This is a genomic window from Canibacter oris (genome assembly GCF_014197205.1).
GTDB lineage: Bacteria > Actinomycetota > Actinomycetes > Actinomycetales > Microbacteriaceae > Canibacter > Canibacter oris.
On sequence record NZ_JACIFD010000012.1, the window covers coordinates 22,400 to 35,388 of the forward strand.

General features: G+C 55.6%; 15 protein-coding genes. 12 read left to right on the plus strand and 3 right to left on the minus strand.

Translation table 11 applies throughout. The features are described from left to right. Window positions 1-5: 5 nt before the first annotated feature. The 6 genes from rpe to F5897_RS06180 are packed head-to-tail and all read left to right on the plus strand — an operon-like array spanning window position 6 to window position 3,686. The gene (gene rpe, locus F5897_RS06155; protein ID WP_183304874.1) at window positions 6-683 is read left to right on the plus strand and encodes a ribulose-phosphate 3-epimerase; all 678 of its coding nucleotides are present in this window, start codon (window positions 6-8) and stop codon (window positions 681-683) included. Window positions 684-737: 54 nt separating this feature from the next. Then, window positions 738-1,001 carry a phosphoribosyl-ATP diphosphatase gene (locus F5897_RS06160; protein ID WP_124823872.1) on the plus strand — a complete coding sequence of 88 codons (264 nt, stop codon included), beginning with the start codon at window positions 738-740 and terminating at the stop codon, window positions 999-1,001. Next, on the plus strand, window positions 1,001-1,852 hold the full coding sequence (gene hisG / locus F5897_RS06165; protein ID WP_124823873.1) for an ATP phosphoribosyltransferase: 852 nt from the start codon (window positions 1,001-1,003) through the stop codon (window positions 1,850-1,852). Before F5897_RS06160 ends, hisG begins: the two co-directional genes overlap by 1 nt. Before the next feature lie 2 nt (window positions 1,853-1,854). After that, window positions 1,855-2,625, plus strand: coding sequence for an imidazole glycerol phosphate synthase subunit HisF (gene hisF / locus F5897_RS06170; protein ID WP_124823874.1), 771 nt, complete (start codon window positions 1,855-1,857; stop codon window positions 2,623-2,625). Between the two features lie 19 nt (window positions 2,626-2,644). After that, the gene (hisI, locus tag F5897_RS06175; protein ID WP_183304875.1) at window positions 2,645-3,043 is read left to right on the plus strand and encodes a phosphoribosyl-AMP cyclohydrolase; all 399 of its coding nucleotides are present in this window, start codon (window positions 2,645-2,647) and stop codon (window positions 3,041-3,043) included. After that, window positions 3,036-3,686 (plus strand): Trp biosynthesis-associated membrane protein, encoded by a 651-nt coding sequence (locus tag F5897_RS06180; protein ID WP_183304876.1) that lies wholly within the window; start codon window positions 3,036-3,038, stop codon window positions 3,684-3,686. Before hisI ends, F5897_RS06180 begins: the two co-directional genes overlap by 8 nt. An 18-nt stretch (window positions 3,687-3,704) precedes the next feature. On the opposite strand, the gene F5897_RS06185 is transcribed toward F5897_RS06180, so the two are convergent. The 3 genes from F5897_RS06185 to pepN all read right to left on the minus strand — a co-directional run bounded on the left by F5897_RS06185 (window position 3,705) and on the right by pepN (window position 7,717). Continuing rightward, window positions 3,705-4,163 (minus strand): globin, encoded by a 459-nt coding sequence (locus tag F5897_RS06185; RefSeq protein WP_221221332.1) that lies wholly within the window; start codon window positions 4,161-4,163, stop codon window positions 3,705-3,707. After that, window positions 4,160-5,056 carry a mechanosensitive ion channel family protein gene (locus F5897_RS06190; protein WP_183304877.1) on the minus strand — a complete coding sequence of 299 codons (897 nt, stop codon included), beginning with the start codon at window positions 5,054-5,056 and terminating at the stop codon, window positions 4,160-4,162. Before F5897_RS06190 ends, F5897_RS06185 begins: the two co-directional genes overlap by 4 nt. An 84-nt stretch (window positions 5,057-5,140) precedes the next feature. After that, on the minus strand, window positions 5,141-7,717 hold the full coding sequence (gene pepN / locus F5897_RS06195; RefSeq protein ID WP_183304878.1) for an aminopeptidase N: 2,577 nt from the start codon (window positions 7,715-7,717) through the stop codon (window positions 5,141-5,143). Window positions 7,718-7,911: 194 nt separating this feature from the next. On the opposite strand from pepN, the gene F5897_RS06200 reads away from it, so the two are divergent. The 6 genes from F5897_RS06200 (at window position 7,912) to F5897_RS06225 (ending at window position 12,982) form a co-directional block, all read left to right on the plus strand. After that, window positions 7,912-8,517, plus strand: coding sequence for a DsbA family protein (locus F5897_RS06200; RefSeq protein ID WP_124823880.1), 606 nt, complete (start codon window positions 7,912-7,914; stop codon window positions 8,515-8,517). A 136-nt stretch (window positions 8,518-8,653) separates the two neighbouring features. After that, window positions 8,654-9,154 (plus strand): ribose-5-phosphate isomerase, encoded by a 501-nt coding sequence (locus tag F5897_RS06205; RefSeq protein ID WP_183304879.1) that lies wholly within the window; start codon window positions 8,654-8,656, stop codon window positions 9,152-9,154. Between the two features lie 14 nt (window positions 9,155-9,168). After that, window positions 9,169-10,242 (plus strand): Fpg/Nei family DNA glycosylase, encoded by a 1,074-nt coding sequence (locus F5897_RS06210; protein ID WP_183304881.1) that lies wholly within the window; start codon window positions 9,169-9,171, stop codon window positions 10,240-10,242. A gap of 47 nt (window positions 10,243-10,289) precedes the next feature. Continuing rightward, the gene (locus F5897_RS06215) at window positions 10,290-11,606 is read left to right on the plus strand and encodes a DUF1727 domain-containing protein (RefSeq protein ID WP_183304882.1); all 1,317 of its coding nucleotides are present in this window, start codon (window positions 10,290-10,292) and stop codon (window positions 11,604-11,606) included. Further along, window positions 11,600-12,331 (plus strand): type 1 glutamine amidotransferase, encoded by a 732-nt coding sequence (locus F5897_RS06220; RefSeq protein WP_183304883.1) that lies wholly within the window; start codon window positions 11,600-11,602, stop codon window positions 12,329-12,331. The genes F5897_RS06215 and F5897_RS06220 overlap by 7 nt, the downstream gene beginning before the upstream one ends. Window positions 12,332-12,418: 87 nt before the next feature. After that, window positions 12,419-12,982: a YceI family protein gene (locus tag F5897_RS06225; protein WP_124823885.1), complete on the plus strand. Its 564-nt coding sequence runs from the start codon at window positions 12,419-12,421 to the stop codon at window positions 12,980-12,982. Window positions 12,983-12,989: the final 7 nt, after the last annotated feature.

A 12,989-nucleotide genomic window follows, 5' to 3' on the forward strand; every position in this document is an offset into this window, starting at 1 on the left:
TGAGTATGGCAACAACACAGCGCATTCACCCGAGTATTCTGTCCGCAGACTTTGTGAATTTAGAAACAGAGCTGCAGCGGATAGCCACCGCAGATTTGGTGCACGTGGATGTGATGGATAACCATTTCGTGCCGAACCTCACCTTCGGGCCGCCGGTGGTGGAGCGGATTCAGGCGGTATCGCCGCTGCCGCTTGATGTGCACCTGATGATTTCTGACGCTGACCGTTGGGCTCCCGGATACGCCGAGATGGGGGCTGCATCTGTGACTTTTCATGCCGAGGCGGCAGCTGATCCGGTCGGACTTGCCCGCCGGCTGCGACAGATTGGGGCGCGGGCAGGTATCGCGTTAAAGCCAGGAACCGCGGCAGAACCATACCTGGAACTCCTGCCAGAGTTTGATATGGTGCTGGTGATGACGGTGGAGCCTGGCTTTGGCGGGCAGGCTTTTATGCCGGATATGATGCCAAAACTGCGGCAATTTGCGGAGGCAAAAAAACGGTTGGGGCTTGATTTATGGCTGCAGGTAGACGGCGGGATTAGCGCTGACACTATCGGGATTGCGGCTGAAGCCGGGGCAGACACATTCGTTGCCGGAAGTGCGGTTTATAAGGGTGATCCGAGCGCGCAGATTGCTGCGTTGCGCGAAGCAGCTGCACGCCACGTGTGTGGTGAAACCCTGTAGCAGCGGCTAGATGAGGGCGTACCGGGATTACGAGATGGTTGATAGGCTGTAACAATGAAAACTTTTGAGGAGCTGTATCAGGAGCTACGGGAAAAAGCGCGGATGCGCCCCGCAGGCAGTGAGACAGTGGCGCGGTTAGATGCCGGGGTGCATCAGATCGGCAAGAAAATCGTGGAAGAAGCAGCAGAGGTTTGGATGGCTGCCGAATACGAGAGCGATGCCGCCCTGGCCGAAGAAATCAGCCAGCTTTTGTATCACCTGCAGGTGCTGATGCTTGCTAAAAACATTTCTCTCGAACAGGTATATAAGGAGCTCTAATGCTGAGAGTAGCGGTGCCGAATAAGGGAGCGCTAGCTGAAACAGCAGCGCAAATGCTTGCAGAGGCTGGTTATCGAGGTCGCCGCGACAGTCGCACCCTGGTTAGCGTTGATAACCGCAACGAGGTGGAGTTCTTTTATTTACGCCCACGCGACATTGCGACTTACGTTGGCAGCGGAGCGGTTGATTTAGGAATCACAGGGCTGGATTTGTTGCTTGACAGCGTGACCGCAGCTGAAGTATTGCAAGAACTACAGTTTGCAGATTCCACCTTCCGTTTTGCGGCACCGCAACACACCATCACCAATCTGCAGGAGCTTGCTGGGAAGCGTCTAGCAACCAGCTACCCGAAACTCGTTGGCGACTTCCTTGAGAAGCAGGGGGTTGCGGTGCATCTGGTCAAACTTGAGGGTGCTGTGGAGTCGGCGGTGAGGCTGGGGATTGCTGATGCCGTTGCAGACGTCGTCTCAACCGGATCCACCCTCCGTGCTGCTGGGCTCAGCATTTTTGGTCCCGTGATTCTAGAATCAACCGCGGTTTTGATCTCAAACCCTGAGATTGCGGCCGATAAAGCAACCGCGGTAACTAAACTTACCAAGCGCATCAACGGCGTGCTAGCAGCACGCAATTTTGTGATGATGGAGTATGACCTCGAAGAGAGAAAACTCGCCGCAGCTACCGCAGTATGCGCAGGTGCCCAGGCGCCGACGGTGTCACCTTTGGCAACTCCGGGGTGGGTTGCGGTGAAAGTTATGGTGCCAGTTGCAGAAACCGCTGAGGTGATGGATCAGCTGGCGGATCTGGGAGCCCGCGCGATTATCGTCACCGCAATTCACGCTGCGAGGCTGTAAGCATGGGTGTTACCGCGAGGGTTATTCCGTGTCTTGACGTGGCTGCTGGCCGAGTGGTCAAGGGTGTTAATTTTCTGAATCTCACTGACGCCGGAGACCCGGTAGAACTCGGGGCGAAATACGCGGCTGAGGGAGCCGATGAATTAACCTTCCTCGACGTCACCGCAACCGTTGATGAGCGATCCACTACATACGATATTGTGCGGCAAACCGCCGAGCATGTGTTTATTCCGCTCACAGTCGGTGGCGGTGTGCGCAGTGCGGATGATGTCGCGCGTTTGTTGGAGGTTGGTGCGGATAAGGCGGGCGTGAATAGCGCGGCTATCGCTAGGCCGCAGCTGCTGAATGAGATAGCCGATCGTTTCGGTAACCAGGTGCTGGTGCTGTCGCTGGATGTGAAACGCTCCTGGCGTACCCCGTCTGGATTTGTGGTGACAACTCACGGCGGAAAACGCGAAACAGAGCTTGACGCGCTCGCGTGGGCAAAGGAAGCGATGGAACGTGGCGCCGGGGAATTATTGCTGAACTCGATGGACGCAGACGGCACCAAAACCGGCTTTGATTTGGAACTGTTGCGGCAGATTACGGAGTTCGCGACGGTGCCGGTTATCGCCTCTGGCGGAGCGGGTAAAGCCAGTGACTTCGCGCCAGCGATTGCGGCGGGGGCAGATGCGGTGCTTGCAGCAAGTGTGTTCCACCACGGTATTGTGAGTATTGCCGAGGTGAAGGCGGAGATGGCGCGGGCCGGGGTGCCAGTGCGCCTGGCGCATTAGCTAGATAGGGAAGAGCAGGATGAGTGATATTGAAACGGTGCTGCCGCAGCTCAGGTTTAACATGGATGGTTTGATTCCCGTGATTGCTCAGGATGCTAACACCAAAGAAGTTTTGATGCTGGCATGGATGAACTTACAGGCGCTACAGCAAACCGTTGCAACCGGTCGTGCCACCTACTGGTCACGCTCCCGCGGTGAGCTGTGGCGCAAGGGAGACACCTCCGGGCATCAGCAGTTTGTGCAGGACATCAGTTATGACTGTGACGGAGATACGATTTTGTTGACGGTACAGCAGCTTGGTGCTGCCTGCCACAACGGGACGCGGTCGTGTTTTGAGACCGGGAAAATTACCGTGCAAGCGGCTAGCCGGCAGCCGGCAGCCGCTGACGGAACGGAGGAAAGTGCAGAAAATGACTAAGCGCAACGCTGTTTTGGTGCTTCTCGCGGCCGCGCTTGGTGGCCTGCTTATTGCAAATCAGCCCTGGTTGACGCTACAGTACACCGACGGCGCCGTAACCGAAACCCTGCAGCTCACAGGCACTCAGCTCAACGCGGCACTGATGCCGGTGCTGATTGCAATTTTGATTGGAGCATTGGTGCTGCCATTGGTGCAGGGAATCAGCAGTAAAATTCTCGCGGTAATACTGGGTGCGCAAGCCATTTTTCTGGCCGCTGTGGCGTGGCAAACATGGCGGGCAGGAGTCAGCCCAGCCGCTAGTTTTTTGGCAGAAAAAACCGGAATCACCGGAGGGGCGCAGTTAGACTTGATAACCGCTCATACACAGAGCGCGATGGGGGGTGTCACTATTGGCTGTGCAGCTGTGGCACTGCTAGGTGCGGTTATGGCACTGTTCGTTAAGAGCACCCACACCACCGGGACGAGCCGCTACGATCGTGTGACACAGCCGCGTGCAGAAAGCTCCAGAACAACTGCTGCAACCGCGGTAGCAGCGACCGGAGGTTCTGCTGTTGCGGTGGCCGTAGGTGAGGATCCTGTGGCCGAGGCTGACCGCATCAGTGACTGGGACGCTCTGACCAAAGACCAAGATCCGACTGTTTAATGCTTGCAGCGTATCGTGTTAGGAATCAAAGTTGTTTACTAGCGCGTGTGCTGCACGAGTAACGTAGTCTCGCAGCGCTGCATCGTGCAGCGGCGCTAATTCCGCGTTATCAAGTGCCCGATACATGTGGTGCAGCCACCTATCCCGGGCCGCGGGAGTTACCCGAAAAGGTGCGTGCCGCAGTCGTAACCGGGGGTGCCCACGTTGCTCCGAGTAGGTTGTCGGGCCACCCCAGTACTGCTCCAAGAACTTTTGCAACCGCCACTTTGCGCCTTCCCAATCAGCATCTGGATACATCGGCGCCAGCAGTTCATCATGCTGCACTCCAGCATAAAAATCAGCAACCAAACGCTCAAAAAATGCGGTGCCACCGACTTGCTGCCACAGGGTCTCAGTCACCGCGTTGCCGTGCTCAGCCTGCCGCAGTGTGAGCCGTGGGCGTGGCGGCTCGGCTTCTTGATTTTTTGCCGCGGTCATTGTTGTGGCCCTAGCAAGCCATCAGGTAACTGATTTGCGAGTACGATGCCGCGCTTACTGAACTCGTCATTAATCTCTTTGCGTACCGCTCGCTGTAGTGCCCACTGTGCCTCTGCTCGTGTACGCACACCGAAACGCAGCGTGACCCGGTCTCCGTAGACACTCTGCACTCCCCATATCTCTGGCTTGCCTGTCACCTTGCGGCGATACTCTGCCGATTCAATCACATTTTGGGTGGCAGCTAGAGCTGCCTCTTGCACCGCATCCAGGTCGTTGTCGGTGCTCACTGTGATATCAATGATCGCCTGCCCGTATCCCTGCGAGGAGTTGCCCAGCTCCAGAATTTCACCGTTGCGAATAAACCATAGCGTACCGTCAATGGCGCGCACCTGGGTGACCCGAATCCCGACATCTTCAACAGTGCCCTCAACATTACCAATGGAGACCCAGTCTCCCACGCCGAGTTGATCCTCAAACACCATAAATATGCCGTTTAACACGTCTTTTACGATGGACTGGGCGCCAAAAGCTAGTGCTGCGCCAATAAAACCTGCCGAGGCGAGATTCGCAGTGAGATCGATGCCCACTTGATGCAGAATGAGGATCAGCGCAACTACGACAACCACCCAGGTCAGCACGCTGTTAGCAACTGCACCAATAGTCCGGGTGCGTTGAATCGCGCGCTCGCGCACTAGGCCCACGGTGGAAATCTCTTTGGTGGAGTCGGTCATTTGACTCTTTTTAACCCCTCGCACCACCTGCTGCACCCCGCGCGAAATCAGTGTGCGGACGATCCACCAAATGATGCATGCCAGCACCACAAACAGCAGAATCCGCCACGCGGCTTCGTTTTCAACGAAGAAATTTTTGATGGTGAGCCAAAGTTCTTCCATACTTTATAAGCCTAACGAATTATGAGCGCAACGAAAACGCGACCCGGGTTCGAGTCGCGTTTTCGTCGTCCTAAACAAGCATAGTTAAGCGAGATCAGCTCGCTGGGCTTTCACCGCGCGCTCTACATCAGACAAGCTTTCTATAATCATTCGGCGCAGGCTGGCTGCGGCATCCGGGTTATCGTCAAGCCACTTTTGGCTAGCTGCTGCAAGTTCGGGGCTGGCCAGCGGCATTGGGTAGAAGCCAACCAGAATCTCTTCGGAAATCTGGTAGCTGCGGTTGTTCCAGATATCGTTAACAATTTCGAAGTATTCTGTGACGAAAGGCTCTAACACCGTGGCATCTTTAACTCGTTTAAAGCCATCTGCGCTGGAACGGATAATCAGGTTTGCAGCGCCATCGGTAACCACATTTTCTTGCCAAGCCGCGCGCTTTGCATCGAGACTTGGTAAGGCAGCTCGTGCTCGCGCAGCTGACTGCTTGCCAGAAGCCGTATTGTCAGCGGCTGCGGCTGCATCGATTGCGGCCACGTCAGCTTTGCCACCTGCTGCCAGGCTAGTCAACAGCACCCAGTTTAGGTCAGTGTCGATTGTTAAATCTGGGAGAGTGCGCTCACCGTTACGGTAAGCGGCAACGGCAGCTAGCTGCTCTTCGCTGGTTGCGAAAGCCGCAAAAGCCTTAAACAACTGGAACTGGGAGTCACTGCCGGCTGTGGCAGAGTGCGCCAATTCCAGCATCCGCGCTGCAATCCGCTCCGCAGCTGCATTACGTTTTGCCACAGGTAGGTAGATGTTAGCCGCAGTAGCCAGTTGAGACAGTACGGTGCGCAACGTTGAAGACTGATCCTCGCCGCCGATGTGCTGCAGAATGCAGTCGATGAAGCGGCTCGGTGCTAGCTCCCCGTCGCGCACCGCATCCCACAGTGCAATCCACAGCACGCCGCGGGTGAGAGAATCCGCGCAGCTGCCCAGGTGCGCCAAAACGGTTTCAAGTGATTGCTCGTCGAAACGCACCTTCGCAAAGCTCAGATCATCGTCATTAAGCAGCACTAAGGCTGGCTGCGGTACACCGACAAGTTCCGGAATTTCGACGCTAGTTTCTGCCACGTCAGCCTCTACCTGGTGCACCCGAGTGAGTTTCCCATCAACAACGTCGTAGCAGCCAATCGCGATACGGTGTGGGCGGATGGTTGGGTAGTCAGGATGTGCGCTCTGCAGTACCTTGAAGCTGCTGAACTTACCAGCTGCATCCACGGTAAATTCCGGAGTTAGGGTGTTAACCCCTGCAGTTTCCAGCCATGCCTTTGCCCAGGCACCGAGATCACGGCCGCTGGTAGCCTCCAGCTCGGTGAGCAGGTCAGGCAGTTCAGTGTTACCGTAAGCGTGCTTCTTAAAGTAAGCGTTTACACCTGCAAAGAACTTGTCACGACCCACGTATGACACCAGCGCGGTCAGTACTGACGCGCCCTTGGCGTAGGTAATGCCGTCAAAGTTTGCCATTACATCTTCCAGGTCGCGAATCTCCGCCACGATTGGGTGGGTTGAAGGTAGTTGGTCCTGACGATAAGCCCAAGCCTTTTCCATAGAAGCGAAAGTTGTCCAGGCGTCGCGCCACTCTGTCGCTTCAGCAGTGGCCAAAACTGACGTGTATTCTGCGAAAGATTCGTTCAGCCATAGATCGTTCCACCACTTCATTGTGACCAGGTCACCGAACCACATATGTGCAAGCTCGTGCAGTACAGTAACAACCCGGCGCTCTTTTAGTGCGTCCTCGGTTTTGCTGCGGAAAACGTAAGCCTCGGTGTGGGTTACAGCGCCGATGTTTTCCATCGCACCCATGTTGAATTCCGGCACAAATACCTGATCATACTTCGCAAATGGGTACGGGTAGCCGAAAGTTTTTTCAAAGAACTCGAAGCCTTCGCGGGTTTTCTCGATGATGTAGTCTGCGTCGAGGTGTTCCAGCAGCGAGGCGCGGCAGAACACACCGAGCGGAATGGTGCGCCCCTCGGCATTAACCAGCTCGGAGCGGGTGCCCTGGTATGGACCCGCAATAATCGCGGTGATGTAGCTGCTCATCACCGGGGTGCTTGAAAACTCCCAGGTGGCGAGCTCTTTGCCCGCAAAGTAAGACTCTGCTGGAGCGGTTCCGGCGGCCACTGGCTCCGGGGTCGGCTGGTTACTGACAACTAGCCAGTGCGCTGGCGCGGTAACTGTGAAGTTGAAGACACTCTTCAAGTCAGGCTGTTCAAACACTGCAAAAACCCGGCGGCTATCAGGCACCTCAAACTGGGTGTATAGGTAAACTTCGTCATCGACAGGATCAACAAAGCGGTGCATACCCTCACCAGTGTTAGTGTACGCTTGCAAACTCTCAATAACTAGCTCATTTTCTGCTGCGAGGTTCTGCAGCGTGATACGGCTATCACTGAACGCCGCGGTGTCCACCGGTGCGCCGTTAAGAGTAATGCTTGTCACCTTGTCTGCGACAAGGTCAATGAAGCTTGCGGCTCCTGCAGTTGCGGCGAATTTCACTGTTGTGCGGGCAGTGAATTGGGTTGCAGATCCTGCAAGATTCAAGTCCACATCGTAGCTGTGAACCTTGCTGATAACGTTTGCGCGCTGCTGGGCTTCGACGCGGGTAAGATTAGTGCCTGGCACGATTCTCCTTTGTGCGGTTGCGCTGCTTCACATTGCAGCTGTGATTATTTGCGGATCAGGCTCCGCGGTGCTGCGTGGGCCGATCCACCTGCTTTCAAAACCTGAAAGCAATAGAACACTTCAATCTTAGTGCTTTCTGGAGTGGCTCCGGCTGCAACAGCGTTCAGGTGGGGGAAGCGCTAAACTATATTGATATGAGCGCAACCCCAGAAAAAGTAGAATTTTGGTTTGACCCTGCTTGTCCGTGGTGCTGGATGACTAGCCGCTGGATCACCGAGGTGAGTGCAAAGCGCCAGTTTGCGGTGCAGTGGCAGCTGTTTAGCTTGGAAATGTTGAACGAGGGGCGGGAGCCAGGTTCGCACGCGGCAGCGCACGCCCAGGGGTTGCAGGCTTTGCGCGTGTGCGCGGCGGTGCGAGAAGCGCACGGCGACGCGGCGGTGGGGCAGCTGTACACTGAGCTTGGCACCCGCTACCACAAAGAGGGTAACAAAGACATGCAGGCGGTTATCGCGAATGCTCTTGACGCGCTGCAGCTGCCCGCTGAGCTGGCCGCTGCAGCAGCTGACACTGCCTATGATGCGGCGGTGCGCAGCAGCACGGAAGCGGCGCTGAAACTGGTCGGTAACCAGGTCGGGATTCCGATTGTGGCGATTGATGGCAAGGGTTTCTTTGGCCCGGTGGTGACCCCGGCGCCAACTGGGCAGCAGGCGCTGGATCTGTTTGACGGGCTGGTGCTGTGCACCCAGGTTGATGGGTTTTACGAGCTGAAGAAAACCCGCAACGCGAGCCCGCAGTTTTAACCCGCAAGGCGAGCCCGCACTTTTACCCGCGGCGACGCTGACGCAGCTCACCGCGCAGCTAACCGATTGTAGTTCATTTGCCGGTTTTGACACAGTATGAAGCCGGTTTTCGACCCTAGATTATTAAAGGAAAATTATGCGAATTCACGTAGCAACCGACCACGCCGGATTGGAGTTTAGTCAGCTGGTGCAGCAGCATCTGCGCGAGCAGGGATTTGAGGTGATTGACCACGGGCCGCAGGAATACGACGCGCTTGATGATTATCCTGCGTTTTGCATCAACGCTGCGCAGGCCGTGGCGACCGATCAGGCTGCGGGGATTCCGGCGCTGGGTGTAGTGTTCGGCGGCTCAGGCAACGGTGAGCAGATGGCGGCAAACAAGGTGCAGGGGATTCGCGCTGCCCTGGTGTGGAACCTGGCTACGGCAGAGCTGGCCCGCGAACACAACAATGCTAACGTGATCTCAATCGGGGCCCGGCAGCACAGCGCCGAGGAAGCGATCGCCCTGATCGACCGGTTTATTGCAACCTCGTTCCCGGGTGATGAGCGGCACGTGCGGCGAGTGACGCAGCTTGCAGAGTATGAAGCAACCGGTGACATCGTTGGCAAGGGCGTGAACCCTTTCGAGCTGGGCTAAGGTATTAAATACAGATGCCTGAAGGTCACTCCGTACATCGTATTGCGCGGCAGTTCGACGCGAACTTCGTGGGCAAAGCCGCCGAGATTACCAGCCCACAGGGGCGTTTTAGCGAAGGTGCGGCGCTGCTTAACGGGGTGCCTATGATGGCTGCAACCGCGGTTGGCAAACAGTTATTTTTAGGTTTCGCTAACGAACTGTGGTTGCGGGTGCATCTGGGAATTTATGGCGCCTGGGATTTCGCTGGGGAGGTCTTAGTGCACCCAAGCATTCAGGTGCACGGCATCGCTCCGAAGCTCGGGCAGGACGGCCAACTTGCAGTCGCCGGTAATGCCGTTAAAAGCGCCGCAGGGCGGGCGCTGCTGGCGGGGCACGGCAGCAATAACCGTGCCCGGTTAGCGGCAGAGCAAAAGGCGGTGGATGAAGCTGCTGAAGACTCTGTGACCTCGATTGGGGCACCACGAAAAACCCGAGTGCGTATGGCAGAGCAGGAAAAGGGTGGTTTGGTCAACACTGAACTGTGGCCTCCTGAACCTGTGGGGCAGGTGCGTGCTAGGCTTTTGACGGATACGGTATGCGCTGACTTGCGGGGGCCGACAGCGTGCGAGGTGATTACCGCTGAGCAGAAGGAGGCGGTGCTGCAGCGGTTAGGGCCTGATCCCGCAAATGATGCGAGCCCGGCGGAGCGTGACCGCTTTGTGCAGCGGGCAGCAACAAAGAAAACTCCAATCGGTCTGGTTTTGATGGATCAGGCCGTGATTGCGGGTATCGGTAATGTTTATCGCGCGGAAATGCTGTTCCGAGCCAGGCTTGATCCACACCGTCCTGCGAATGAGTTAAGCAGGGAGCAGCTGGTGCAACTATGGAATGACTGGGTGCAGCTGCTTGGTACCGGCATCCATGTGGGACAGATGATTACTGTTGACGGATTAACCGGGGAAGCCTATCAACGGGCGCTTGTGGAGCGCGACGCGCGGCATTGGGTCTATAAAAAAGAAGGAACCGCCTGCGCCAGATGCGGCGCTAGCATTGTCTTAGAGGAATTTGGGGCACGCAAACTGTACTGGTGCCCAGGATGTCAAAAATAGTAGCGCTGCCAGTGTGTTAGCAACTGTGAGCCGGTACCATGGTTGCTATGCGGCATTTTATAGTGACGGTGATTGGGCGCTTAGTGCGTTTCGGGGCGCGGTTGCGTGGCGGTGGATCAGCCCTTCCAGGGCTCGTGGTGGAACGCTTGGATGCGGGCTACCTGGCTCGGGTTTTAGCAGATTTACCTGCCGGCGTTGTGGCTATCAGTGGTACCAATGGCAAAACTACCACCACTAAAATGGTGGTGGAGCTGCTGCAATCACAGGGCTTTAAGGTTTTTACTAATAAAACAGGTTCTAATTTTTCGCGGGGAATTATTGCTGCTGCGCTAGGTGAGTGCGATTGGCGAGGTAAGCTTGACGCTGATATAGCCGTGTTGGAGCTTGACGAAGCTCATGCAATGCACGTTATTGATAAGGTACAGCCGCGTTACACGCTGCTGTTGAATGTCTTACGGGACCAGCTAGACCGGTTCGGTGAGCTTGATACCACCGCGCAGCTGCTGCGGCGTTTAGGGGCTGCAACCACGCAGGCTGTGGTGGTGAATCAGCAGGATCCGTTGCTTGCCAAAATCGGGGCAGAGTTGGTGGCAACCGGTGCAGCGGAGGTTGTGGAATTTGGGGTTGCGCCGCAGTTACGGGAGTTGTTCCCGAGTGATCAAGATTTGCACGCTGCCGAAATCGGGGCACCGCAGCATCGTGATTCTAGCAGTGATGCTACTGCACTGCAGGCTGACGTGGTGCTGCAGCGGGTCGCAAAGCAAGAAGCCGCATATCTCATTGATGGGCAGATACACCAGGTGACGCTGCAACTCGATGGCCTGTATAACCTGTTTAATGCCGCTGCAGCATTGGCGTTGGTGCGTGCTATTTTACGGCTGAACGGTCGCGAAGCCGTTACTGGTGAGCTGTTGGGTGAGCTTGCGCAGGTGCAGCCGGCTTTTGGGCGCGGGGAGAAGTTGACCTTAGATGGGCAGCCGCTGGAGTTGGTGCTGGTAAAAAATCCCGCCGGATTCCGCCTGGGGCTGGCGTCTTTTGATCCCGCTGAGGTGGCAGTGATGATTGCGATTAATGATCAGTACGCAGACGGCCGCGATATGTCTTGGCTGTGGGATGTGGATTTCAGCAGCTTGGCGGCTGAAGGAGTTGATACTGTGAGCGGTGTGCGAGCCTGGGATATGACGCTGCGATTGGAGCATGACGACGTGTATGTGCGTCAAACAGTGCCAAACCTTGCGCAGGCACTGAGCTCTTTCCGGGCTGCTACCAGTGGTAAAAACCGAAGAATTTACTGCACCTATACCGCAATGCTTGAACTACGGGAAAAGCTTGCTGAACTGACAGAGGTGGAAAATATATGGTAGAACAGAGGGCTGCGCGGAATCTGACGATCGCGGTGTTGTATCCGCGTGAAATGAACATGTATGGTGATCGCGGTAACACGTTGGCGCTCGTGAAGCGCGCTGCCGCGCATGGATATGACACCACAGTGATTGCGGTGAATCCCGGGGAAGAACTGCCAGATGCGGATATTTTTTTGGGCGGTGGTGGGCAGGATTCTGGGCAGGAAATTGTTGCCGCTGATCTGCAGCTGAAGGCTGACAAACTGCGGGAGCTAGCTGCTTCAGGTGTCCCAATGCTACTGATTTGCGGCCTATATCAGCTCTTTGGGCACTGTTTCGTGACGGCTGCTGGCAAAATAATGGAGGGTATTGGCGTGTTAGACGTTGAAACCCGCGGCGGTGATGCCCGGATGATTGGTAACATCGTGCTGGAGTCAGCCGAGTTTGGCGAGATTGTTGGTTACGAGAACCATTCCGGTAATACGGTGCTTGGTGCAGCTGCGGTGCCCTTTGGCAAAGTTTTGCGTGGCGCAGGAAATAACCCGACAGATGGAGTTGAGGGTGCTCGCTTCAAAAATGTGATTGGTACTTATTTGCATGGTTCATTGTTGCCGAAGAATCCTGCGGTAAGTGATTTTTTGATTCGAGTTGCTGCGGAGCGTAAATACGGTGACTTTGTGCCTTTAGCACGCGATAGCAAGGCAGTTACGGCTGCTAGAGAAGCAGCGAAGACGCGCCCGAGATAAAAATATATCCATTTGCATTTATTTTTCAGCTTTTTGATACTAGACTGGGTTTAACACTTTGTTTCACACTGTTGAAGGAGAAAAAATATGACCGTTTCAGCTGAGCAGATTCCTGGCTACGAGGCAGCCACCTGGAATATTGATCCAGTGCACTCTGAGGTTTCATTTACTGTGCGTCACATGGGTATTAGCAAGGTAAAAGGTAACTTTGCTGACTTCAGCGGAACCATCGTTACCGCCGCTAACCCTGTAGATTCAACCGTTGAAGCTACTGTGCAGGTAGCATCTGTAAGCACCAACAACAAAGATCGTGACCAGCATCTGCAGACCAGTGACTTCTTCGCAGCAGATGAATTCCCAACCTTCGAGTTCAAGTCACAGAATATTGAATTCCAGAGCCCACAGGAAGCAAAAATCACCGGTGAGTTGACCATGCGCGGCGTTACCAAAGAGGTCACCTTCGACGCGGAGCTCGGCGCTTTCGGTGAAGATGCTTACGGGCAGCAGCGTCTCGGCCTGAGCGCTAAAACCACCGTTGAGCGCAGTGATTTCGGCATTGAGTTTAACGCAGCTGTTGAGAAGACTGGCAATCTGGTTGTTAGCAACAAGGTTGTAATCGAGCTTGAGCTCTCAGCCGTGAAAGCTGCTTAATTATCGC

Excerpts from the sequence above, each read along its gene's own strand:
- rpe (WP_183304874.1), top strand. The coding sequence starts at position 6 with ATGGCAACAACACAGCGCATTCACCCGAGTATTCTGTCCGCAGACTTT.
- F5897_RS06160 (WP_124823872.1), top strand. The coding sequence starts at position 738 with ATGAAAACTTTTGAGGAGCTGTATCAGGAGCTACGGGAAAAAGCGCGG.
- hisG (WP_124823873.1), top strand. The coding sequence starts at position 1,001 with ATGCTGAGAGTAGCGGTGCCGAATAAGGGAGCGCTAGCTGAAACAGCA.
- hisF (WP_124823874.1), top strand. The coding sequence starts at position 1,855 with ATGGGTGTTACCGCGAGGGTTATTCCGTGTCTTGACGTGGCTGCTGGC.
- hisI (WP_183304875.1), top strand. The coding sequence starts at position 2,645 with ATGAGTGATATTGAAACGGTGCTGCCGCAGCTCAGGTTTAACATGGAT.
- F5897_RS06180 (WP_183304876.1), top strand. The coding sequence starts at position 3,036 with ATGACTAAGCGCAACGCTGTTTTGGTGCTTCTCGCGGCCGCGCTTGGT.
- F5897_RS06185 (WP_221221332.1), bottom strand. The coding sequence starts at position 4,163 with ATGACCGCGGCAAAAAATCAAGAAGCCGAGCCGCCACGCCCACGGCTC.
- F5897_RS06190 (WP_183304877.1), bottom strand. The coding sequence starts at position 5,056 with ATGGAAGAACTTTGGCTCACCATCAAAAATTTCTTCGTTGAAAACGAA.
- F5897_RS06200 (WP_124823880.1), top strand. The coding sequence starts at position 7,912 with ATGAGCGCAACCCCAGAAAAAGTAGAATTTTGGTTTGACCCTGCTTGT.
- F5897_RS06205 (WP_183304879.1), top strand. The coding sequence starts at position 8,654 with ATGCGAATTCACGTAGCAACCGACCACGCCGGATTGGAGTTTAGTCAG.
- F5897_RS06210 (WP_183304881.1), top strand. The coding sequence starts at position 9,169 with ATGCCTGAAGGTCACTCCGTACATCGTATTGCGCGGCAGTTCGACGCG.
- F5897_RS06215 (WP_183304882.1), top strand. The coding sequence starts at position 10,290 with ATGCGGCATTTTATAGTGACGGTGATTGGGCGCTTAGTGCGTTTCGGG.
- F5897_RS06220 (WP_183304883.1), top strand. The coding sequence starts at position 11,600 with ATGGTAGAACAGAGGGCTGCGCGGAATCTGACGATCGCGGTGTTGTAT.
- F5897_RS06225 (WP_124823885.1), top strand. The coding sequence starts at position 12,419 with ATGACCGTTTCAGCTGAGCAGATTCCTGGCTACGAGGCAGCCACCTGG.